Origin of the sequence: Marinibium conchae (assembly GCF_015595035.1) — a bacterium.
Classification (GTDB): Bacteria; Pseudomonadota; Gammaproteobacteria; order Enterobacterales; family Alteromonadaceae; genus Glaciecola.
This window is the reverse complement of record NZ_JADNRN010000003.1, coordinates 1-24,376: the sequence shown is the minus strand read 5'-3', so window position 1 is coordinate 24,376 and position 24,376 is coordinate 1. Positions and strand designations below refer to the sequence as shown.

The 24,376-nt window shown below is 43.8% G+C and carries 19 protein-coding genes and 1 tRNA gene; 19 read left to right on the top strand and 1 reads right to left on the bottom strand.

The annotated features are described in order from the left end of the window. Positions 1-68: 68 nt before the first annotated feature. The 4 genes from pyrC (at position 69) to ISG33_RS11695 (ending at position 5,054) form a co-directional block, all read left to right on the top strand. The gene (gene pyrC / locus ISG33_RS11710; protein WP_195733820.1) at positions 69-1,103 is read left to right on the top strand and encodes a dihydroorotase; all 1,035 of its coding nucleotides are present in this window, start codon (positions 69-71) and stop codon (positions 1,101-1,103) included. Next, on the top strand, positions 1,088-2,488 hold the full coding sequence (gene dbpA, locus ISG33_RS11705; RefSeq protein WP_229333564.1) for an ATP-dependent RNA helicase DbpA: 1,401 nt from the start codon (positions 1,088-1,090) through the stop codon (positions 2,486-2,488). Before pyrC ends, dbpA begins: the two co-directional genes overlap by 16 nt. A 79-nt stretch (positions 2,489-2,567) precedes the next feature. Next, a complete protein-coding gene (locus tag ISG33_RS11700; protein ID WP_195733819.1) occupies positions 2,568-2,984 on the top strand; it encodes an MAPEG family protein in 417 nt (138 codons plus the stop codon). A gap of 228 nt (positions 2,985-3,212) precedes the next feature. Continuing rightward, positions 3,213-5,054, top strand: a complete 1,842-nt coding sequence (locus ISG33_RS11695; protein ID WP_195733818.1) for an ABC transporter ATP-binding protein — start codon at positions 3,213-3,215, stop codon at positions 5,052-5,054. Between the two features lie 38 nt (positions 5,055-5,092). Here the strand turns inward: ISG33_RS11695 and ISG33_RS11690 are convergent, their stop codons facing one another. Beyond that, positions 5,093-5,947, bottom strand: coding sequence for a hypothetical protein (locus ISG33_RS11690; protein ID WP_195733817.1), 855 nt, complete (start codon positions 5,945-5,947; stop codon positions 5,093-5,095). A gap of 603 nt (positions 5,948-6,550) precedes the next feature. Between ISG33_RS11690 and ISG33_RS11685 the strand changes: the two genes are divergently transcribed. From ISG33_RS11685 to ISG33_RS11615, 15 genes are all read left to right on the top strand, one after another. Next, positions 6,551-6,627, top strand: a tRNA-Trp gene (locus ISG33_RS11685). 72 nt (positions 6,628-6,699) lie between these two features. After that, positions 6,700-7,080, top strand: coding sequence for a preprotein translocase subunit SecE (gene secE, locus ISG33_RS11680; protein WP_195733816.1), 381 nt, complete (start codon positions 6,700-6,702; stop codon positions 7,078-7,080). Positions 7,081-7,082: 2 nt separating this feature from the next. Continuing rightward, complete coding sequence (nusG, locus tag ISG33_RS11675; RefSeq protein WP_195733815.1) at positions 7,083-7,619, top strand: transcription termination/antitermination protein NusG; 537 nt, start codon at positions 7,083-7,085, stop codon at positions 7,617-7,619. Positions 7,620-7,863: 244 nt separating this feature from the next. Beyond that, positions 7,864-8,310 carry a fasciclin domain-containing protein gene (locus ISG33_RS11670; protein WP_370545333.1) on the top strand — a complete coding sequence of 149 codons (447 nt, stop codon included), beginning with the start codon at positions 7,864-7,866 and terminating at the stop codon, positions 8,308-8,310. Positions 8,311-8,569: 259 nt separating this feature from the next. Continuing rightward, a complete protein-coding gene (rplK, locus tag ISG33_RS11665) occupies positions 8,570-8,998 on the top strand; it encodes a 50S ribosomal protein L11 (RefSeq protein WP_195733813.1) in 429 nt (142 codons plus the stop codon). 4 nt (positions 8,999-9,002) lie between these two features. Further along, positions 9,003-9,701, top strand: a complete 699-nt coding sequence (rplA, locus tag ISG33_RS11660; RefSeq protein WP_195733812.1) for a 50S ribosomal protein L1 — start codon at positions 9,003-9,005, stop codon at positions 9,699-9,701. Positions 9,702-10,058: 357 nt separating this feature from the next. Then, entirely contained in the window at positions 10,059-10,577 is a 519-nt protein-coding gene (rplJ, locus tag ISG33_RS11655) for a 50S ribosomal protein L10 (RefSeq protein WP_195733811.1), read from the top strand. A gap of 54 nt (positions 10,578-10,631) precedes the next feature. Continuing rightward, positions 10,632-11,003 (top strand): 50S ribosomal protein L7/L12, encoded by a 372-nt coding sequence (gene rplL, locus ISG33_RS11650; protein ID WP_195733810.1) that lies wholly within the window; start codon positions 10,632-10,634, stop codon positions 11,001-11,003. Positions 11,004-11,279: 276 nt separating this feature from the next. Continuing rightward, positions 11,280-15,308 (top strand): DNA-directed RNA polymerase subunit beta, encoded by a 4,029-nt coding sequence (gene rpoB / locus ISG33_RS11645; protein WP_195733809.1) that lies wholly within the window; start codon positions 11,280-11,282, stop codon positions 15,306-15,308. 86 nt (positions 15,309-15,394) lie between these two features. Continuing rightward, positions 15,395-19,597: a DNA-directed RNA polymerase subunit beta' gene (rpoC, locus tag ISG33_RS11640; RefSeq protein ID WP_195733808.1), complete on the top strand. Its 4,203-nt coding sequence runs from the start codon at positions 15,395-15,397 to the stop codon at positions 19,595-19,597. A gap of 242 nt (positions 19,598-19,839) precedes the next feature. Continuing rightward, the gene (locus ISG33_RS11635) at positions 19,840-20,739 is read left to right on the top strand and encodes a hypothetical protein (protein WP_195733807.1); all 900 of its coding nucleotides are present in this window, start codon (positions 19,840-19,842) and stop codon (positions 20,737-20,739) included. Positions 20,740-21,033: 294 nt separating this feature from the next. Then, positions 21,034-21,408: a 30S ribosomal protein S12 gene (gene rpsL, locus ISG33_RS11630; protein WP_195733806.1), complete on the top strand. Its 375-nt coding sequence runs from the start codon at positions 21,034-21,036 to the stop codon at positions 21,406-21,408. 73 nt (positions 21,409-21,481) lie between these two features. Next, on the top strand, positions 21,482-21,952 hold the full coding sequence (rpsG, locus tag ISG33_RS11625) for a 30S ribosomal protein S7 (RefSeq protein ID WP_195733805.1): 471 nt from the start codon (positions 21,482-21,484) through the stop codon (positions 21,950-21,952). Positions 21,953-22,053: 101 nt separating this feature from the next. Beyond that, positions 22,054-24,156 carry an elongation factor G gene (fusA, locus tag ISG33_RS11620; protein ID WP_195733804.1) on the top strand — a complete coding sequence of 701 codons (2,103 nt, stop codon included), beginning with the start codon at positions 22,054-22,056 and terminating at the stop codon, positions 24,154-24,156. A gap of 81 nt (positions 24,157-24,237) precedes the next feature. Beyond that, positions 24,238-24,376, top strand: a 139-nt coding sequence (locus ISG33_RS11615) for a GTP-binding protein (RefSeq protein WP_229333616.1), incomplete at its 3' end; no start/stop codon positions are given.

Genomic DNA, 24,376 nt, shown 5'->3' with positions numbered 1-24,376 from the left:
CCCGTTTTGCAGTGATTTAGGGCATAATACGCGCCATTATTAGCTCTGATACTTCTGGTGACCTAGGCATGACTTCTACACTTACTATTCAAACTCCCGACGATTGGCACTTGCATTTTCGCGACGGCGATATGTTGAAAGAAACAGTACCAGCGACAGCACGCTGCTTTAAGCGCGCCATCGTGATGCCGAACTTAGTTCCACCAGTAACTACCACGCAAATGGCACTGAAATACAAAGAACGTATTATGCAAAATGTGCCCGCAGGAGTGGATTTTGAGCCTTTGGTCACTTTATTTCTAACCAATGACACTATCGAACAAGACATCATTGAGGCGAAGGCCGCAGGCATTGTTGCTTCTAAGCTATATCCTGCTGGAGCAACCACGAATTCAGATGCCGCAGTGAAGGGGATTAAAGCGCTATACCCAGTATTTGAAGCAATGCAAGAAGTGGGAATGTTGCTACTTATACACGGTGAGGTGACCGAGTCGCACATTGATATTTTCGACCGAGAAAAGGCCTTCATCGATACCCATTTAAACGATATTGTTAATGACTTTCCTGATTTAAAAGTGGTGTTTGAGCATATTACGACTAAAGATGCCGTTGATTTTGTATTAGGAGCCTCTAACAATGTTGCGGCTACTATTACGCCTCAACACCTATTACTTAATCGAAACGACTTGCTGGTGGGTGGCGTACGTCCGCATAATTACTGTTTGCCGGTTTTGAAAAGAAATACACATCAAAAAGCCTTGCGCGATGTGGTTGCTTCGGGTTCACCGAAGTTTTTCTTAGGAACCGATTCAGCACCACATGAAAAGCACAAAAAGGAGAGCGCCTGTGGTTGTGCTGGTTGTTACAGTGCATGGAGCGCCATCGAGCTTTATGCTCAAGTATTTGAAGACTTAAATGCTATCGACAAGCTAGAAGGCTTTGCCAGTCATTATGGGCCCGACTTTTATGGGCTTCCGAGAAACGAAAGTACGATCACGCTTGAAAAAACAAGCTGGGAAGTACCAAGCACTATTTCACTACCTACTGGCGACGACATTGTTCCTTTCTTCGCAGGGGAATCACTGCAATGGAAATTAGCATGAGCTTTAAAGCGATAAACTTAAACGACGAATTACAGGCCGGCCTCAAGGCAGCAAATTATACCGAAATGACCTCAACTCAGGCAGCCTGTCTGCCCGATGTGCTTTCAGGTAAAGACGTGGCCGTTCAAGCCAAAACTGGTAGCGGAAAAACGCTTGCTTTTGCGTTAGGTTTGTTGAGTAAAATTGACGTTTTAGCTAAAAGCCCTCAAGCCTTAATCATGTGTCCCACGCGAGAGCTAGCCGAACAAGTTGCCGAGCAAATTCGCTTGGTTGGTAAGCGCATGTCTAACTTGAAAGTGGTTAGCCTAGTGGGTGGCATGCCGATGGGACCGCAAATAGTAAGCCTGCGCTATGGGGCTAGTGTTGTGGTGGGTACACCGGGTCGAATCATGGATCACATTGGTAAACGCACCGTCAGCCTAAAAAAAGTGAACACTTTGGTGCTCGATGAAGCCGACCGTATGCTTGATATGGGGTTTGAAGACGAAATGCGTGTGGTAATGCATCATTTATCACAAACAGCTCAAGCTGCAACGCGCCAAACACTATTGTTTTCGGCAACCTATCCTGAGCAAATCCAGAAGATCACTAATCAGTATCAGCGCGATGCTAAAATCATTAAGGTAGAAAGCGCCGAAAAAGTCGCGAATATAGAGCAGCAAGCTTATCGTATTTTGAACGAACACCGAACTCAAGCAGTTGCGGCCTTGCTCACTCATCATCAAATTGAATCGACGATCGTATTTTGCCGAACCCGACGTGAAACTCGCGAATTATGCGAAGAACTTTATCAAATGGGCTTTGCGGCAGCGGGTTTGCATGGCGACTTAGAACAGTCTGAGCGCAGCCAAGTGCTAGCTCGTTTCACCAATAAAACAGTAAGCGTGCTGGTGGCTACTGATGTTGCTGCGCGTGGTTTAGACATCGAGCGCGTTGACTTAGTGATCAACCACCGCGTGAGCGAAGATATCGACACTCATACTCACCGTATTGGCAGAACAGGTAGAGCTGAAGAGAAAGGTCTAGCAATCACCCTGATAGATGAAGCAGAAGAAGCTAAGCTCGATGAGATAGCGGCAAAAACCGATGCTACAATCAAAAAGCTAAGTATTCAGTCGGTGCGTTTTCACGCGAATAGAATACGTGAGCCAGAATTTGTGTGTATTGCCGTAGACGGTGGTAAGCGCGATAAGCTGCGTCCTGGCGATATTCTTGGTGCCTTAACCAAAGAAGCTGAGATACCCGGCACAGATATTGGTAAAATATCCATTAGCGCTCGCCACGCGTATATTGCGATAAAAGCCAGAAGTGTAAAAAGGGCTTTGGGTCAATTCAGAGAGCGCAAAATCAAAGGCAAACGCTTCAAAGCGCGCAAACTGAGTTAATTGTCTTAGCAGCCCCGATGATAGAAGCTTAAATCAGTAAGTCACGGTTTTAGCTCTGTAAAACAAATAAGGACTAAAAATGAACGACACCATAATTGCGCTATTGTTATATATCTCTTGGATACTGATATTGCTGCTGGTATTGGCCGCTTATCGAACGTCGTTAACCGCATCAGGCAAAAAACAAGGGCTTAAATTTCAAGCCGATGGTAGCGACATTCCTGCTATGGGGGAACGCATCACGCGTGTTCATGCAAACGCTGTCGAGTGTTTTTCCTTTATTGGTGGCGTTATGCTACTTGCGATTGCGACAGATTCTACGGCTATCACAAATGATTTGGCTATGGTAGTTGTTGCTGCTCGTTTACTACAGTCGGCGGTGCACCTTGCATCTACGTCTAATGTGGCGATACAAGCACGCTTCGTATTTTTCTTAGTGCAATTCGCAATTGTGGGTTACTGGGTGTTTAAGCTTTTTCAAAAATTCCTGATGTAATTCACTTTTATTACATTTCCTTTTATGATTTTTCAACGAAGTGAGCTTTATTCGTTGCTTGCTCATAAAAGGAGGGCGTGAGCTTCGGCCTCGTCGTAATATCTAGCTTACAACAACATATATACACATACACAAATAAACAAAAACCTTGGCGCCTTAGTGATACCTTAGTACTACTTCATTAATAGTGCGCTAATACACCTAACTATCCAGCATTAAAGAGTACGAATGTTTTCATTTTTCGAAAAGCTAACCAAGCCCTTCCCAGATTCGGCACCAGGAAAACCACCAAAAGATTTTGTGGCTTTTTGTCGCTATTATTCGACAGGCATGTGGCCAGTTCTCATTTCCGTATCTTGCATCAGTGCGGTAGTTGCCATGCTCGAGGTTTCATTATTTGGCTACATGGGCCAACTGGTGGATTGGTTTGCAACCCGCGACAGGGCAACTTTTTTACAAGAAGAAATGTCGAGCTTGATATGGATGGGCGCGGTAGTGTTAGTGTTGCTGCCGGCACTAGTTATTCTCGAATCAGCCCTGACTCACCAGTCTTTGCTTGGCAATTTTCCCATGCGCATTCGTTGGCAAGCCCACCGCTATTTATTGGGGCAGAGTTTGTCGTTCTACCAAGATGAATTTGCCGGCAGAGTTGCCACAAAAGTAATGCAAACGGCATTATCGGTGCGTGAAACAGTGATGAAAATCATGAATTTGGCAGTGTATATCGTTGTCTATTTTGTCAGTATTATTGTGTTGGTTTTCTCTCTTGATTGGCGTTTGGCAGTGCCTCTGATTGTATGGTTATTTGCTTACATTACTATTTTGCGTTTTTTGTTACCTCGATTAAAACGAGTTTCTCAGCAGCAAGCAGACGCGCGCTCCATCATGACTGGGCGTATCGTTGATAGTTACACCAATATTATGACGGTGAAATTGTTCTCGCATCATAAGCGCGAAGAAAACTATGTGCGCGAGAGCATGGATGGCTTTCTGCAAACGGTATACCCGCAAATGCGTCTGGTTACGGTACTACAGGCATGTGTATGGACAAGTAACTCGATATTAGTTTTTTCTATTACTGCTTTGGCTATTTACCTATGGCTTCATGGTGGTGCAACACCCGGTGATATTGCAATTGCTGTTAGCTTAAGCCTGCGTCTCAATGGTATGTCGCAATGGATAATGTGGGAAGTTTCTTCACTGTTCGAAAATATCGGTACGGTGCAAGATGGTATTAACACGCTTGCGGTATCTGCTGATATTGTTGATAAAACGGATGCCAAAAAGTTGGAAATGAAGGGTGGTCAAGTTGATTTTAATCAGGTGAATTTTGCTTATAAAGCGAAAAATAATACCGAAATTTCAGTATTTGAGCATCTCGATATCAATATCAAAGCGGGTGAAAAAGTTGGCTTGGTAGGGCGTTCAGGTGCAGGAAAGTCTACCTTGGTGAATTTGTTACTGCGTTTTTACGATATCAATAGTGGAAGCATACTTATCGACGGCCAAAAGATAACCGATGTTACTCAAGAAAGTCTCCGCAGCCACATTAGTATGGTTACACAAGACACGTCGTTAATGCATCGAAGTGTGCGTGATAATATCATTTATGGCCGCACTAATGCGACTGAAGAAGATATGATAAAGGCGGCTAAACAAGCCGAAGCGCACGACTTTATCCTGAGTTTAAGCGATGCTAAAGGGCGAACCGGCTATGACGCTCATGTTGGGGAGCGTGGCGTTAAATTGTCGGGTGGTCAGCGTCAACGTATCGCTATCGCCCGCGTAATGTTGAAAGACGCGCCGATATTGATCCTCGACGAAGCAACCTCGGCATTAGACTCAGAAGTAGAAGCAGCGATTCAAGAATGTTTGAATAAGATAATGGAAGAGAAAACCGTACTCGCCATTGCACATCGTTTGTCTACTATTGCACAAATGGACAGGCTGTTGGTACTTGACAATGGCAAGGTGGTTGAGGCGGGTAGTCATCAAGAACTCCTCGCTCAAAACGGTATTTACGCTAAGCTTTGGGCACATCAAACAGGCGGTTTCATTGGTATTGATTAAATCAATAGATGCAAGACTATGATTGCCGACTGCGTGCTTTACATTTCAACTAAATACACATCTTTAAACAATGGGTTTCGCTCCGGAGCCCATTCACCACTTTTAAGCTCTATTCCCTTTACCCCCAATCTTGCAAGGCTCTCTAGATCGTAGTAAAAGCCAAAAAACTCATACGACTGATAAGTATCAATGTAGCGACCAAGCTGTCCATAATAGGGAATATTTATGTCCATAAAAGGGTCGATGGAGCTGTATAAATCCTCTTCAAGTTTAACAAGGTGATTGTAGCGTTGTTTGGCCGCTTCACTGGGGCGTGTGCAGTCTCCAAACATATTTCGGATTAGTCCTTCTTTGCATCGGTTACCGCCGCTGTTATATCGGTTTGCGTACCGTGCTCTGCGATTTGCTTCCGATACAGACACAACGGCCTCATAACTCTCTCTGCCGTAACTTGTTCCTGCCGGATTATCTTCTGTATATGCACGCTCAAGCTGAGCTAAAAAGTTCCTTTGTTTAGGACCACCGTGAAAAATAACCAAAGCCCTCTCGTTTAATACTTTGCGCGGTGACGCTAAAAACACGTAGTTTGCACAAGAAGAAATACAATAGTCTTTTACTTCGAGTGGAATTTTTTGCTCGCTAATGAATTTGCCCATTTCCATGCCAGCGTAAAGATCGCCGCCTGTGCTGCGAATTTCCAAACGGTCGCCACGTTGATATAGACGTTTGAATTCATCAACTCGAGCTTCGTCGATTTGGCCGTAATACTTAATTAGACCGTTATCTGTGCGACTTACACCCGAAGTATCCTGTTCGTATAGGAATGAAAATGCCCACGTGAGGCCAGCGAGCAGAGCGATGAAAAAAAGTGACGCTTTAAGGGTTGAACTCAATGTTTTTCCTAATTGATAAATACGGATGACGCGACAAGCATAAACCCGTCACCCTTGTGAAGGCAAGGGGCTGGATTCCCTCATGCGAGGGAATGACGATTGTTGCGAAGGCATGACTACACCCCCGTCACCCCTGCGAAGGCAGGGGTCTCGATTCCCTCATGCGAGGGAATGACTAATTTTGCGAGGGAATGACTGATGTTGCGGGGGCATGACTACACCCCCGTCACCCTTGCGAAGGCAGGGGTCTCGATTCCCTCATGCGAGGGAATGACTAATTTTGCGACGGCATGACGACACACCCGTCACCCCTGCGAAGGCAGGGGTCTTGATTCCCTCATGCGAGGGAATGACTAATTTTGCGACGGAATGACTACTACCTTATAACTTGATTTTTGATGCTTTGGCCTCATTATCTACGTGGAAGGGATGAAACACGGTATTCATCACCTAGCAAAATAATACAAGTTCCAAGTTAATAAGCTTGTATAGTTTGTATGCATGAGTATAATACGCGTCCCTCCCTTATGACGCTGATGACTTCCTTCCAAAGAACACAACATCACAAGGGAAATGTAACTAAAAAATGTATCGCACGGATATAGGGGTGTAGCTCTAATTGGTAGAGCAGCGGTCTCCAAAACCGACGGTTGGGAGTTCGAGTCTCTCCACCCCTGCCACTTTCGTGGTTTCCTGCGTAAAGAATTAATTTGTAGTCTGTGCTACGGCATGGCTAGTTTAGGGTAACACTGATGAGTGAAAAGACAGAAGTCGAGTCTAATCCGTTAGACCTAGTGAAATGGATTGTGGTAATCGCCTTGTTAGGCGGTTTAGTTTATGCGTATCAAGCATATGAAGATATTTCGGTTCTTTACAGAGCGCTTGCTGCTGTTGCTATCGTTGTTATTTCGTTGGGCATCGCGGCAACAACTGCCAAAGGCAGCGCTTTTTTGGTATTCGCGAAAGACTCACGCCAAGAAGTGCGCAAGGTTATCTGGCCAGAGCGTAGTGAAGCGAACCGCATGACACTCATCATCCTTGTTGCAACAGCTATCGTTGGGCTTATGTTATATCTCATCGATATGGTAATTGTTTGGGGTATCGGCTTTCTTACAGGTATCGGAGCGGCTTAATAATGTCAGATAAAAAATGGTATGTAGTTCAAGCCTTCTCGCAGTACGAAGGTCGAGTTCAAAAAACACTGCTTGAGCATATAAAAATGCATGGCATGGAAGACTACTTTGGCGAAATCCTTGTACCAACTGAAGAAGTTGTTGAGATGCGTGCCGGTCAAAAGCGTAAATCTGAGCGTAAATTCTTTCCAGGCTACGTGTTAGTCGAAATGGAAATGAACGAAGATTCTTGGCATTTGGTGAAAAGCATTCCTCGCGTACTTGGTTTTATTGGCGGAACATCAGACCGACCTATGCCAATTACTCAAAAAGAAGCCGACGCAATTTTGAATAGACTAGAAGAATCTGTTGATAAGCCGAAGCCAAAGACATTGTTCGAACCAGGCGAAGTGGTTCGTGTTACCGATGGGCCATTTGCCGATTTCAACGGTGTAGTCGAAGAGGTCGATTACGAGAAAAGCCGCTTGAAGGTATCTGTTCTTATCTTCGGTCGCTCTACACCAGTGGAACTAGAGTTCGGTCAGGTAGAAAAGGGTTAAGCCCATACAATAATCTCGAAAGACCGCAAAGCGTTGAGCTCTGCGGTCTTTTTTTATGCTTGGAATTGCTGAATAATTAAACAATTGTAATGTAACAACCCTATCGTCCTCTTTGCGGTATTCATTGTCAGGAACGCAATTTTGCTTTTCCATTTCACAACACTATGATTATTTTAAAGGATGATGAAAAATGAATTTAACAAGTAAATTATTCAAAACTGTTTCAGCTGTTGCATTAACATTTATGCTCGTAGCAACTGCTTCTGCCGAGCATCATGGAAAGAAAAAAGATATTGTTGATGTAGCTGCGGCTAATAGCGATTTTACGACACTTGTTGCGGCGGTAAAGGCGGCAGGTTTGGTAGATGCTCTAAAAGGTGATGGGCCACTAACCGTATTTGCACCTACAAACGCTGCGTTCGCGAAACTTCCAGCGGGTACTGTAGAGTCACTGTTAAAGCCTGAAAACAAAGACAAGCTTGTATCAATACTTACGTACCATGTTGTAGCGGGTAAAGTGATGGCTGCTGATGTGGTGAAGTTGAGCTCAGCGACAACACTACAGGGCTCTGATGTGAAGGTAACAGTAGCCGACGGCGGCGTAAAAATTAACGACGCAAACGTAACGGCAACCGACATCAAGGCATCAAATGGCGTGATCCACGTGATTGATACCGTAATATTGCCATAGGCAGCATGCGTCAAAACTTTTATACGAAGGCCGCTTATGAAAGCGGCTTTTTTGTTTTGTATTAATCGTGCTTTGCTTATAGTCTTGAGTGCAGCTCAAGCATACCTACCGGCAACTAATAAAATAACTTGAATTATATCTTGTGTTTACAGTATCAAAAGCATATACTTTGCGCCCGATTTTATGTACAGGGAAGCCGTTTGAGAAGATATTCTCAGTATCTTCAAGGCGTTATACCCACTAATAGAGAGTAAATACAATGGCGAAGAAAGTCACTGGCTTAATTAAGCTACAGGTTGCGGCAGGTGCTGCTAACCCAAGTCCACCGGTTGGTCCTGCACTAGGTCAACACGGTGTGAACATCATGGAATTCTGTAAGGCATTCAATGCAAAAACAGAATCTCTTGAGAAAGGCGCTCCAGTACCAGTTGAAATTACTGTTTACGAAGATCGCTCTTTTACATTCGTAACCAAAACTCCTCCAGCATCTTTCCTACTATTGAAAGCAGCTGGCCTGAAGAAAGGTTCTGGCCGTCCTAACACTGAGAAAGTGGGTAAAGTTACTCGCGCTCAGTTAGAAGAGATTGCAAAAACTAAAGAACCTGATTTAACGGCGGCTAGTTTAGACGCTGCAGTAAATACCATCGCGGGTTCTGCTCGTAGCATGGGCTTGGTAGTAGAGGGTTAATCGAATGGCTAAATTATCAAAAAGAATGCGTAACATCGCTGACAAAGTAGATGTAAGCAAAGAATACGAAATCACTGCTGCAGTTGCTCTTCTTAAAGAGCTAGCGACAGTTAAATTTGCTGAAAGCGTTGACGTAGCTATCAATCTTGGTATCGATGCACGTAAATCTGACCAAAATGTTCGTGGTGCAACTGTACTACCTAACGGTACTGGTAAAGATGTTCGCGTAGCAGTATTTACTCAGGGTGCAAACGCTGAAGCTGCTAAAGAAGCGGGTGCTGACATCGTTGGTATGGAAGACCTAGCTGAGCTAGTTAAAAAAGGCGAAATGAACTTTGACGTTGTTGTAGCAAGTCCAGACGCAATGCGCGTTGTTGGTACGCTTGGTCAAATCTTAGGTCCACGTGGTCTTATGCCTAACCCTAAAACGGGTACAGTTACACCAGACGTAGCAACTGCAGTTAAGAATGCAAAAGCTGGTCAGGTAAGATACCGCAACGATAAGAACGGTATCATCCACGCTAGCATTGGTAAAATTGCTTTTGAAGCAAACCAAATTCAAGAGAACCTTGAAGCTTTGCTAGAAGCTGTTAAGAAGGCGAAGCCATCTACAGCGAAAGGTACATATATTAAGAAAATTAGCTTAAGCACAACAATGGGCGCTGGCGTAGTACTCGACCAGGGTTCTTTGACTCAAGCATAAGTTAATCTCTACAAGGTTATGGGTTGGAGTTGTTTACGTCAAAAGCGTAACTCAACTCCCGTCCAAGACCGCAGGCGCTAGGCAGTGAAAGAGGTAAGAGAACTTTCACACACTTCTACGGAAGCGAAATGCCAAGCTTAATACTACCTGCGCAGACGGTGGTTTCAACTCAGACTCTCTGGGAATGAACACCGTAGAGCGGTACTGAATAGGGCATTTGTCCGAATCTAGTATCAATCTGTAAACACTGATGATGTTTGGTTACCTTCGATAACACTACGTTCTTAGTACAATGTAAGTAGGCCGTAATGTTTGACAAGACAACCATCAGAATCAGATTAATAGAAGGTGAACTCAGTGGCACTAGGCTTAGCAGCAAAAAAAGAGATCGTAGCGGAAATTCAAGACGTTGCTTCTCGCGCTCTATCCGTTGCCGTCGCTGAATACCGTGGGATGGAAGTTCATGAACTGACTGACCTACGCAACAAAGCTCGTGAGCAAGGCGTATTTCTTAAAGTAGTACGTAACACACTAGCAAAGCGTGGATTAGCCGACAGCAAATTTGCTGACATGGATTCTGCATTAGTTGGACCGTTAATTTATGGTTTCTCTATCGAAGCACCGGGCGGCGCAGCGCGCTTGTTCAAAGACTTCGCTAAGACAAACGACAAATTAAACGTAACAGCATTGTCAATTGGTAGCGGTTTACTAGGTCCAGAGAAATTGGACGCAGTAGCATCATTACCAACCCGCGACGAAGCGCTTGCAAAACTTCTTGCAACCTTCAAAGCACCAGCCGAGAAATTCGTTCGTACTATCAACGAAGTTCCAGGCAAGTTTGTGCGCGTATTGGCGGCGATCAAAGAAGAAAAATAGTTTTCTTACTTTGGCATTATAAATTTTTAACATTAAACCCAGGAGTTTAGAGAAATGGCTCTAACCAAAGATGATATTTTAAACGCGATCGCAGAAATGCCAGTTATGGAATTGGTAGAATTGATCGAAGCAGCAGAAGAAAAATTCAACGTATCTGCAGCAGCAGCAGTAGCAGTAGCTGGTCCAGCTGCAGCAGCTGAAGCCGCTGAAGAAAAGACTGAATTTGACGTAGTTCTTACTTCATTCGGTGCTAACAAAGTTGCTGTTATCAAAGCAGTACGTGGCGCAACTGGTCTTGGCTTGAAAGAAGCTAAAGAAGTAGTTGAATCTGCACCTAAAGCAATTAAAGAAGGCATCGCTAAAGCTGAAGCTGAAGAATTGCAAAAAGCACTACAAGAAGCTGGTGCTGAAGTAGAAGTTAAGTAATTAGACATTCTAATTACTGGCCTTAACAGGCTTGGGCAGGTGATTTTTAATCACCTGCCTTTTTGCGCTGTAGGATAAGCAATATTTCACCCTTTGTTTGCTATCCAAGAAAGTGTTGGTGATTAACCGTTAAGTTTTTGTTTTCGTTAGAAAGCATTATTGCATCGAATGATGTATGCTTAGGTTAATGCCCTATCAAAAGGGTACTGGAAGTTTGTTACACATTAAGTAGTACGTGTAGCAGGTTGGGTCTAAAATCAGTCGGCTGAGGAACCCATGGTTTACTCTTATAGTGAAAAGAAACGTATCCGTAAGGATTTTGGCAAGCGCCCCCAGGTATTGGAAATTCCATACCTCCTTTCAATTCAACTGGACTCATTTAAAAAGTTCATTGACCAAGATCCTGATGGTCAATATGGCTTAGAAGCGGCTTTCCGCTCTGTGTTTCCAATTAAAAGCTACAGCGGTAACAGTGAGTTACAGTATGTAGCATATCGCTTAGGCGAGCCCGTATTTGACGTAAAAGAATGTCAAATTCGAGGTGTAACTTATTCAGCTCCTTTAAGAGTCAAGCTACGTCTTGTCTTGTTTGATAAAGAAGCCGCACCAGGCACCGTAAAAGACATCAAAGAACAAGAAGTATACATGGGTGAAATCCCATTGATGACTGAAAATGGTACCTTCGTGATAAATGGAACTGAGCGTGTAATCGTTTCTCAGTTGCATCGTTCACCTGGTGTTTTCTTTGATCACGACAAAGGCAAAACGCACTCGTCTGGTAAAGTTTTATATAATGCGCGCGTTATTCCATACCGTGGTTCATGGTTGGATTTCGAATTCGATCCGAAAGATAATCTTTTCGTTCGAATCGACCGTCGCAGGAAACTGCCAGCAACAATTATTCTTCGTGCACTAGAAATGGGCACCGAAGAGATTCTTGATCTTTTCTTTGACAAAAATACTGTTCGCATTGATGGCGATAAGTTAATGATGGACATTGTTGCAGATCGCCTTCGCGGTGAAATCGCACAGTTCGACATTCTCGATAAGAAAGGTGAAGTAATCGTAGAAACTGGCCGCAGAATCTCTGCTCGTCACACTCGTGCATTAGAGAAAGCAAAAGTATCTGAGTTGGAAGTTCCAGCTGAGTACTTACTTGGTAAAATATATGCCAAGACTTTCGCAAACGAAGAGACGGGTGAAGTTGTTGTAAATGCAAACGATGAAGTCACGCTAGAAAACTTACTTGCCCTGCGCGAGTTAGGTGTGAAAACGTTTGAGTTACTTTACATCAATGAGTTAGATCACGGTTCTTATATTTCAGATACTATCAAAGTTGACTCAAGCACCAACAAGCTTGAAGCATTGGTAGAGATCTACCGCATGATGCGTCCTGGTGAGCCACCAACAAAAGACGCTGCGGAAACACTTTTCGAGAACTTATTCTTCTCTGAAGACAGATACGACTTGTCTGCTGTCGGAAGAATGAAGTTTAACCGTCGATTGGGCCGTGAAGAACTAACAGGTTCTGGCACTTTAACGAAAGACGATATTGTTTCTGTAATGAAGCAACTTATCACTATTCGTGACGGTAAAGACGAAGTGGATGATATCGATCACTTAGGTAACCGTCGTATTCGTTCAGTGGGCGAAATGGCAGAGAATCAATTCCGTGTAGGATTGGTTCGTGTTGAACGTGCTGTTAAAGAGCGTTTAAGCTTAGGTGACCTTGATGCCATCATGCCTCAAGACCTTATAAATGCTAAGCCTATTTCTGCTGCTGTGAAAGAGTTCTTTGGTTCAAGCCAATTATCTCAGTTCATGGATCAGAATAACCCGCTTTCAGAAGTCACGCACAAGCGTCGTATTTCAGCATTAGGCCCCGGTGGTTTAACGCGCGAAAGAGCAGGCTTTGAAGTTCGAGATGTACACCCAACTCACTATGGTCGTGTATGTCCGATTGAAACGCCAGAAGGTCCAAACATTGGTTTGATCAACTCGCTTTCAAGCTTCGCAAGAACAAATGACTTTGGTTTCTTAGAAACTCCTTATCGTAGAATTGTTGATGGTGTCGTGACTGACGATATCGATTATCTTTCTGCTATTGAAGAGGGTCAATTTGCAATTGCACAGGCAAACGTATTACTCAGCGACAACAACGAATTGGTTGAAGACCTCATTCCTTGTCGTCACCGTGGTGAAACCACATTAATGCAGAAGCAAGACATTACTTACATGGATGTTTCGCCGCAGCAGATTGTTTCAGTCGCAGCAAGTATCATTCCGTTCCTAGAACACGATGATGCTAACCGCGCATTGATGGGATCGAACATGCAACGTCAAGCCGTACCGACACTAAAAGCTGATAAGCCTTTAGTTGGAACAGGTATGGAAAAGACAGTTGCCGTTGATTCTGGTGTAACTGTGGTAGCTAAGCGTGGCGGTGTTATCGATTATGTTGACGCTAGCCGTATCGTAGTTAAGGTAAATGAAGAAGAAATGACGGCAGGTGAAGCCGGTATTGATATCTACAACCTGACTAAGTACACACGCTCTAACCAAAATACTTGTATTAACCAAAAACCAACTTGTAATGTAGGCGACCCTATCGTTACTGGTGACGTGCTGGCCGACGGTCCGTCAACAGATTTAGGTGAGCTAGCGCTTGGTCAAAACATGCGTATCGCATTCATGCCTTGGAATGGTTATAACTTTGAGGATTCAATCCTTATTTCTGAGCGAGTTGCTCAAGAAGACCGTTTCACGACTATTCACATTCAAGAACTTAGCTGTATTGCTCGCGATACCAAGCTTGGTCCTGAAGAAATCAGTGGCGATATCCCGAACGTGGGTGAGTCTGCTCTAGGTAAACTAGATGAATCTGGTGTTGTTTACATCGGTGCTGAAGTGAAGGGTGGCGACATTCTTGTAGGTAAAGTGACACCAAAAGGTGAAACACAACTTACGCCAGAAGAAAAACTACTGAGAGCAATCTTCGGTGAAAAAGCATCTGATGTTAAAGATACGTCTTTACGTGTACCAAACAGTGTACGTGGAACAGTAATTGATGTTCAGGTGTTTACTCGCGATGGTGTTGAAAAAGACAAACGCGCGTTAGAAATCGAAGAAATGCAACTGCGTCAGGTTAAGAAAGACTTAGGTGATGAATTTGGTATTCTCGCCGACGGTATTTTTGCCCGTGCCCAGAACTTATTACTTAAGTCTGGTGTTGACCAAGCGAAACTCGACAGCACTCCTCGTGAGAAATGGTTCGATATCGTTCTTAAAGATGAGAACGCACAAGTTGAGCTTGATCAAAGTGCCGCGCAGTACGAAGAAGTGAAAAACGACTTCGATAAGAAATTTGAAAACAAACGCCGTAAGATTACTCAAGGCGATGACTTAGCACCTGGTGTGTTGAAAATCGTTAAGGTTTATCTTGCAGTTAAACGTCATATTCAGCCAGGTGATAAAATGGCTGGACGTCACGGTAACAAGGGTGTTATCTCAGCAATTCAACCTGTTGAAGATATGCCATACGATGCAAACGGTACGCCGGTTGATATCGTATTGAACCCGCTAGGTGTACCGTCGCGTATGAACATCGGTCAGATTCTTGAAACCCACTTAGGTATGGCAGCCCATGGCTTAGGTGTGAAGATCGACCGCATGATCAAAGAGCAAGAAGAAGTCGCTAAATTGCGTAGTTTCTTAAAAGAGGTATATAACCTTGGTGAATCTCATCAAGAAGTTGACCTTGATACTTTCTCTGATGACGAAATCAAGCGTTTGGCTCAGAACCTTCGCAAAGGTGTACCTGTTGCTACTCCGGTATTTGACGGTGCGCGCGAGTCTGAAATCAAAGACATGCTGAAACTAGCAGATATTCCTGAAAGTGGCCAAATCACCTTGTTTGATGGCCGCACAGGTAGATCGTTCGAGCGTCCTGTTACAGTAGGTTATATGTACATGCTGAAACTCAACCACTTGGTTGATGACAAAATGCATGCACGTTCTACTGGTTCATACAGCTTGGTTACGCAACAACCACTTGGTGGTAAAGCACAGTTTGGTGGTCAGCGCTTCGGTGAGATGGAAGTGTGGGCACTAGAAGCTTACGGTGCTGCGTATACTCTACAAGAGATGCTAACTGTGAAGTCAGATGATGTGAACGGCCGTACGAAGATGTATAAGAACATCGTCGACGGTGACCACAGAATGGAGCCTGGCATGCCAGAATCCTTCAACGTATTGTTGAAAGAAATCCGTTCTTTGGGCATCAACATCGAGCTGGAAGAGCAGTAAGCGCTTAGCTAGAACATAAACAGGTTGGCCCTGTTTTCACTTTGGTGAATTCAGGGTCGTGACAATAGCTCCGTTGGGAGAGAAATGTGAAAGACTTATTAAAGTTTATTAAACAACAAAACAAGACCGAAGAATTCGATAATATCAAGATCGGTCTTGCTTCACCGGACATGATTCGTTCATGGTCTTTTGGTGAAGTTAAAAAGCCTGAAACGATAAACTATCGTACGTTCAAGCCTGAGCGTGATGGTCTTTTCTGTGCACGTATATTCGGCCCAGTGAAAGACTATGAATGTTTGTGCGGAAAGTACAAACGTTTGAAGCATCGTGGTGTTATCTGCGAGAAGTGTGGCGTAGAAGTTACTCTAACTAAAGTGCGTCGTGAGCGCATGGGTCACATTGAGCTAGCTAGCCCAGTTGCACATATTTGGTTCCTTAAGTCATTACCGTCAAGAATCGGCCTAATGCTAGACATGACACTTCGTGACATCGAACGTGTTTTGTACTTTGAATCATATGTTGTTACTGAAGCAGGCTACACAGAGCTTGAGCCAAGACAACTACTAACTGAAGAAGAATATTTAGATTCTTTGGAAGAGCATGGTGACGAGTTTGAAGCGAAGATGGGTGCTGAAGCAGTGTTTGAATTGCTTAAGCAACTTGACGTTGATGCAGATGTTGCTGCAATGCGTGAAGAGCTACCTTCAATTAACTCTGAAACTAAGCGTAAGAAAATTACTAAGCGTTTGAAACTTTTAGAATCATTCCAGCAGTCTGGTAACAAGCCAGAATGGATGATCCTAACTGTGTTACCGGTATTACCACCTGAATTACGTCCTCTAGTACCACTAGATGGCGGTCGTTTTGCGACATCAGACTTGAACGACTTATATCGTCGTGTGATAAACCGTAACAACCGTTTGAAGCGTCTATTAGACCTTGCTGCACCAGACATCATTGTACGTAACGAAAAGCGCATGCTTCAAGAAGCTGTTGACGCGTTACTTGATAATGGTCGTCGTGGTCGTGCAATCACAGGTTCAAACAAGCGTCCATTGAAATCCCTTGCCGACATGATTAAAGGTAAGCAAGGTCGATTCCGTCAAAACCTTCTTGGTAAGCGTGTTGACTACTCTGGCCGTTCTGTAATTACCGTTGGTCCAACATTGCGTTTGCACCAGTGTGGTCTACCTAAGAAAATGGCACTTGAGTTATTCAAGCCCTTTATCTATGGAAAATTAGAAGGTCGTGGTTTAGCTACTACTATCAAAGCTGCTAAGAAATTAGTAGAACGTGAAGCGCCGGAAGTATGGGACGTTCTTGACGAAGTAATTCGTGAACATCCTGTGTTGCTTAACCGTGCACCAACACTTCACAGACTAGGTATCCAAGCGTTTGAACCAACCCTAATTGAAGGTAAAGCTATTCAATTACACCCATTAGTATGTGCGGCCTATAACGCCGACTTCGATGGTGACCAAATGGCGGTTCACGTTCCATTAACTATCGAAGCTCAATTAGAGTCTCGTGCCTTAATGATGTCTACCAACAACATCCTTTCACCTGCAAATGGTGAGCCGATCATCGTTCCTTCACAGGACGTTGTATTGGGTCTTTACTACCTTACGCGTGACCGTGTTAATGGTTTAGGCGAAGACATGGTATTTACTAGCCCACACGAAGCTGAAAAAGCATATCGTACAGGCAACGCTGAGCTACATGCCCGCGTTAAAGTACGTATCACAGAATTTGATGTTGCTGAAGATGGCTCTAAAGTGGAAAAAGTGACGCTAACAGATACCACTGTTGGTCGTGCTATTTTCTCGTTGATTTTGCCAAAAGGTCTACCTTTTGAAATCATCAACAAGGCTATGGGCAAGAAACAAATTTCTCAGTTATTGAACACTTGTTATCGTGTTCTAGGTCTGAAAGACACTGTTATCGCAGCTGACCAAATCATGTATACCGGTTTCCACTACGCGATGATCGCGGGTGCGTCTGTTGGTATCGACGATATGGTGATTCCAGATGCGAAGAAAGAAATCATCGACGCTGCAGAAGCAGAAGTTGTTGAAATTCAAGAGCAGTTCCAATCAGGTCTAGTAACCGCTGGTGAGCGTTACAACAAAGTTATCGATATTTGGTCAACGGCCAATGAAAGCGTTGCGAAAGCGATGATGGATAACTTGAAAACTGAAACTGTTAAGAACAAAAACGGTGAAGATGAAGAGCAAGCCTCATTCAACTCTGTTTACATGATGGCTGACTCCGGTGCTCGTGGTAGTGCTGCTCAGATTCGTCAGTTGGCAGGTATGCGTGGTTTGATGGCGAAACCAGACGGTTCAATCATCGAAACCCCGATTACGGCAAACTTCCGTGAAGGTCTAAACGTACTTCAGTACTTTATCTCTACTCACGGTGCTCGTAAAGGTTTGGCCGATACGGCACTGAAAACAGCTAACTCGGGTTACCTAACTCGTCGTCTAGTTGACGTGGCACAAGATTTAGTTATCAACAATGATGATTGTGGTACTTTCGAAGGTGTTAAAATGACGCCGCTAATCGAAGGTGGTGACGTTGTTGAGGCCCTGCGTGAACGTGTACTCGGTCGTGTTGTTGCAGAAGACGTAGTGAAGCCTGGTACTGATGAAGTATTGGTCGAGCGTAATGTACTTCTTGATGAGCACTTGGTAGACATGCTTGAGTCTAACTCTGTTGACCAAATCATGGTTCGCTCTGTAATCACTTGTGACAACGACTTCGGTGTTTGTGCTAAGTGTTACGGTCGAGACCTTGCCCGTGGTCACATGGTTGGTTCTGGTGAGTCTGTTGGTGTTATCGCAGCACAATCTATCGGTGAGCCAGGAACACAGCTTACGATGCGTACTTTCCACATCGGTGGTGCAGCATCAAGAGCAACAGCTGAGAACAACGTACAAGTTAAGACAACCGGTACCTTGAAGTTCTCTAACGCTAAGTTCGTGCGCAATACTGATAAGAAAGTGGTTATCATTTCACGCTCAACTGAGCTGACTGTTATTGATGATCAAGGCCGTGAGAAAGAGCGCTATAAAGTACCATACGGTGCAGTATTAAGCGTAGATGACGGTGCATCAATCAATGCTGGCGACGTTGTTGCTAACTGGGATCCGCATTCGCATCCAATCGTTACTGAACGTGAGTCGAAGATTACCTTCGCTGACATCGACGATACCAACACTGAGATGCAACAGGATGAGTTGACAGGTTTGACTCGTATTGTAGTTAAAGATCTTGCTAAAGCGAATGCAAAAGAGCCTAAGCTTATTCTTGAAAATGACGAGTTTGGTCTTCAAGAAATCCGCTTACCAAGCTTTACTTCAATTGAAGCAGCTGACGGCAAGGTAGCAAAAGAAGGTGATGTACTAGCACGTATTCCTCAAGAGAGTTCGAAGACACGTGATATTACTGGTGGTCTACCGCGCGTTGCAGACTTGTTCGAAGCACGTAAGCCTAAAGAGCCTGCCATCTTAGCTGAAATCTCTGGTGTCATTGGTTTCGGTAAAGAGACTAAAGGCAAGAAGCGTTTAACCATTACTCCGAAGCCGGGTGAAGATACAAGCTTGACGAATGACGCAGGTCATTACGAAGAGATGATCCCGAAATGGCGTAACCTTAACGTATTTGAAGGTGAATCAGTCGAGAAAGGTGAAGTTATCGCAGACGGCCCAGAGTCGCCACACGATATCTTACGTTTAAGAGGCATCAGTGCCGTTTCTAATTACATCGTGAACGAAGTACAAGAAGTATACCGTTTACAAGGTGTAAAAATTAACGATAAGCACATTGAAGTGGTAATACGTCAGATGCTTCGTAAGTGCGTAATCACGCATTCAGGTGATACTCAATTCCTAGTGGGTGAGCAACTTGAGGTTTCTCAAGTTAAAATCGCCAACCGTGAAATCGAGAAGCAAGGTAAGGTTCCAGCAGCATACGAGACACAGCTGTTAGGTATTACTAAAGCATCACTATCTACTGAGTCATTTATCTCGGCAGCTTCTTTCCAAGAGACGACACGTGTTCTTACGGAAGCAGCAGTACAAGGTAAAGAAGATGATTTACGTGGCTTGAAAGAGAACGTTATTGTTGGTCGCTTAATCCCAGCAGGTACTGGTTTTGCGTATCATCAAAAACGTGCTGCACGCAAAGCTGCTCAGTTGCAAGAATCGGTAGAGCCATCAATGGCTGCTGATGAAGCTGCTCAAGCAATCTCTGAATTGCTAAACGCTGGCGATGACAGCGCTGAGTAAGTCAACTTAAGGCGAAAGCTTTATAGAAAGAATAGAAACGGGGAGCTCACGAAAGTGGCTCCCCGTTTTGTTTTTTATAAGCGTTATGTAAACCGTCTAGTCAAAATATTGGGTTTAGTCTATTTGAAAGCTTTGACTATTCTCCTTAAGCTGTTGATTCGAGTCATAGGAAGTTTAGACTGGACATGAGTGCTTGTTTGTCGTATCAATAAACAGGATTGTTGGAATTTAAGGAGAGTAAATTGTTTTCTTCACTTTTATTGAGTGTCCTATTATATGGAGCTTTACCCGCATTAGGTGACGATGTTCAGCTAGATGAAAAACTAGAGCGTCATTCATACACTTGTATTGCTGAATCCATTGCAGACATAGATTTAGCCCAAACGATCAAAGATACAGCAGACTGGCATTTTCAACTGGGACACGCGACTTTTTCAAATGAAAACAGTGAACACAACTTACAAATATTAGCTAATTCAGCGCAAGTTGAACCCTTTAAAGATATGCCATTAGAGCGATTGTTGGCCCATGTAAAGGATGACGTTACTCCTGCAATGATTTCACTTTTGCAACGCCCAGATGCTGATGTAGAGGATCAATATCCAGTAGCTGAACAGCTCGTGCTACAAGGGCATACTGGTGTCGCTTTGAGTTATTTGATGCGCTTTGAGCTCATTTCAGCCAAAGTAAAACTCGAAATTGAAAAAGATGTGACGTCTACGATCAAAGAACACATCATAAAAGCCCTGTCCTATGTAGCTTATGGGAATCAACGGCTTGACAATCAGGTGTTAACGAACTACCTGGAATTCACCTTATCAAATGGCTACCCTACAACATTGCATCATAGCCAAGTTATTTCTGAGAATGATTACCAGGCGATTGCGAAACAAACAAGCTTATTATCGATTCGAGTTGATAGTTACAGAGCTGACAATAATTATATTTCTCTGAATGAAGCCGACATACCTGTTGCCGCTTATCATACCGCAGACCTCTTACTAGCAAGTGCTTATTTAACGGTTCCTAGTTATATTGAAAGTTTAAAGCTGCAAGATATTAAGGGGAAATTACTCCTAACAAAAAATGATTGTGTACAAAAAGTGATAGATATTTTAGCAATCCAGTATTCATCAGAGTAAGTGCGTATTAGGTAATTATAGCGCGTTAGATTTGAAAGCCTTACACCTTTTTAGCGCCCGTCACACTTGACATTCCCATCTTTGATCTATACCATTCCGCGACCCGAATTTGCCAAAGTCTTTGTTTTTTATAAGCTAGGTTATGTGCATGCTAATGTAAGCACTTGGTATTTAAGGGGAAAAGAGCAGCAGATTTATTTTGTTTATAAAGTAAATCTGTAACAGAACTCGTGCAAACTAAATACTTTCGTAAAGTTTGTAATGAGAATATATTTTTTAATCAGGAGCTAGTTAATGGCAACAGTTAACCAGTTAGTGCGCAAGCCACGTAAAAAGCCGGTCGAGAAATCGAACGTAGCTGCTTTACAAGCCTGCCCACAACGTCGTGGTGTATGTACTCGTGTATATACAACTACGCCAAAGAAGCCGAACTCTGCACTACGTAAAGTATGTCGTGTTCGCTTAACAAACGGTTTTGAAGTGTCTTCATACATTGGTGGTGAAGGTCACAACTTACAAGAGCACAGCGTGGTACTTATCCGCGGTGGTCGTGTAAAAGATTTACCAGGTGTTCGTTATCACACAGTTCGCGGTACATTGGATTGCGCTGGCGTTAACGATCGTAGACAAGCCCGTTCTAAGTACGGCGCGAAAAGGCCTAAGTCTTAACGGTTCTCCGTTAGTAAGGCCAAACTATTAAATTAGAGTTTTGGGTTATACCTGAATTCCACGGAGAATTAAGATGCCAAGAAGAAGAGTCGTAGGTCAAAGAAAAATCCTACCAGATCCTAAGTTCGGATCACAGTTGCTTGCTAAGTTCATGAATGTCGTAATGCTCGACGGCAAGAAGTCCACCGCTGAAAAAATCGTTTACGGTGCCCTTGATATTGTTGCTGAAAAAACCAGCAAACCACACCTAGAAGTGTTTGAAGACGCACTAGAGAACATCCGCCCTACAGTCGAGGTTAAATCTCGTCGTGTTGGTGGTTCTACGTACCAAGTACCTGTAGAAGTTCGTCCAGTTCGTCGTAATGCTCTTGGTATGCGTTGGATGGTTGATGCGGCACGTAAGCGTGGTGAGAAATCCATGGCACAACGTTTAGCAGCTGAGATGTTAGATGCACAAGACAACAAAGGTAGTGCGGTTAAGAAACGTGAAGACGTTCACCGCATGGCAGAAGCTAACAAAGCATTTGCTCATTACCGTTGGTAGTCTTGTTTTAAGGTTTGCTCGCAAGCCTTATCAAGATCTGATGTGGGTCGGCCGTTTTTAGCGCCGACCCCTTTTATTTACAACAGACAATAGAGAGAAGTATGCCACGTAACACTCCTATCGAACGCTATCGCAACATCGGAATTGTTGCACACGTTGACGCGGGTAAAACCACGACGACTGAGCGTGTTCTATTCTACACCGGTATTTCACACAAAATCGGTGAAGTTCATGATGGCGCAGCCACGATGGACTGGATGGAGCAAGAGCAGGAGCGCGGTATTACTATCACGTCTGCAGCAACCACCTGTTTTTGGTCTGGTATGCAGCAGCAATTTGAGCAACATCGCATTAATATCATTGATACTCCAGGGCACGTTGACTTCACCATCGAGGTAGAGCGTTCATTACGAGTATTGGATGGTGCCGTTGTTGTATTTTGTGGCTCCTCTGGTGTAGAGCCTCAATCTGAAACGGTATGGCGTCAAGCCGACAAATACAAAGTACCACGCATGGTGTTCGTTAATAAAATGGACCGTGCAGGCGCGGATTTCGAGCGTGTTGTGAATCAAATTCGCAAACGTTTGGGCGCAAACTGTGTTCCTATTCAAATAAACATGGGTGCAGAAGAAGAATTTAAAGGCGTGATCGACCTTATCAAAATGAAGTCGATAAACTGGAATGCAGCCGATAAAGGGGCTACCTTTACATACGAAGACATTCCTGCCGAATATGTTGACACCGCAGAGCAATATCGTACCGAAATGGTAGAAGCCGCGGCAGAAGCCAACGACGACCTAATGGAGAAATACCTAGGCGGCGAAGAATTATCAGAAGCAGAAATAAAAGAAGGTTTACGAACTCGTACCTTGAATAACGAGATAGTGTTAGCTACTTGTGGTTCTGCTTTTAAAAACAAAGGCGTGCAAGCAGTGCTTGACGCAGTAGTTGAGTATCTACCTGCACCAAGCGAAGTGCCAGCTATTAAGGGCATACTCGACGATAATGACGAAACAGAGTCAACTCGCGAAGCAAATGACGACGCGCCATTTGCAGCATTGGCATTTAAAATTGCTACCGACCCATTTGTGGGTACGCTAACATTCTTCCGTTGTTATTCGGGTGTCATCAAAACGGGCGACATGGTCTATAATCCGATAAAGGGTAAAAAAGAGCGTGTAGGTCGAATGGTGCAAATGCACGCTAACGACCGCGCTGAACTAAAAGAAGTTCGTGCTGGTGATATTGCAGCAGCAATAGGCCTAAAGGATGTCACAACAGGTGAAACTCTGTGTGATCCGAAAAGTATTATAACGCTAGAAAAGATGGACTTCCCAGATCCTGTTATTTCAATTGCAGTTGAGCCAAAATCAACAGCAGATCAAGAAAGAATGGGTATTGCATTGAGTAAGCTAACTGCCGAAGATCCTTCTTTCAAAGTGAAAACAGATGAAGAAACCGGCCAAACTATTATCTCTGGCATGGGTGAGTTGCATCTTGATATCATCGTTGATCGCATGAAGCGCGAATTTAACGTTGAGTGTAACGTAGGTAACCCTCAGGTTGCTTATCGCGAAACTATTCGTAAGACAGTTGAAACAGAAGGTAAATTCATTCGTCAGTCTGGCGGCAAAGGCCAATATGGTCATGTTTGTTTGCGCATTGAGCCAAACGAAGAAGGCGCAGGCTATGAATTCGTAAATGAAATCGTTGGTGGCTCAGTACCAAAAGAATTTATACCAGCGGTTGATAAAGGCATTGAAGAACAGATGATGAACGGTGTGTTAGCCGGTTATCCTGTACTTGATGTCAAAGTAACCTTACTCGATGGTTCTTACCACGATGTTGACTCTTCTGAAATGGCGTTTAAAATTGCTGCTTCGATGGGTTTCAAAAATGGTTCGGCGGAAGCTGATCCAGTGTTGCTTGAACCGACTATGCAGGTTGAAGTAACTACTCCTGAAGATTGGATGGGTGATGTGGTCGGAGACCTAAACCGCCGTCGAGGGATAATTGAAGGTATGGAAGAGGGTGTAGCAGGCATTAAGATTGTGCGTGCTAAAGTACCGCTTTCTGAAATGTTTGGATATGCCACCGCTTTGCGTTCTGCAACGCAAGGTCGGGCGTCATACTCAATGGAATTTTACAAATATGCGGAAGCACCGAGTAATGTCACCAAGGCAATAGTCGATTTTCGTATGTAAACAATTTTAATTTTAATTTAAACTATAGAAGTTAATTCACTCCAATATTGGTACGAATACAAAACTTAGGAAATAAAGAAAATGGCAAAGCAGAAGTTTGAACGTAATAAACCACACGTAAACGTTGGTACTATCGGCCACGTTGACCACGGTAAAACAACTCTTACAGCGGCAATCACGTCGGTATTAGCAAAGACTTACGGCGGTGACGCTCAAGCAT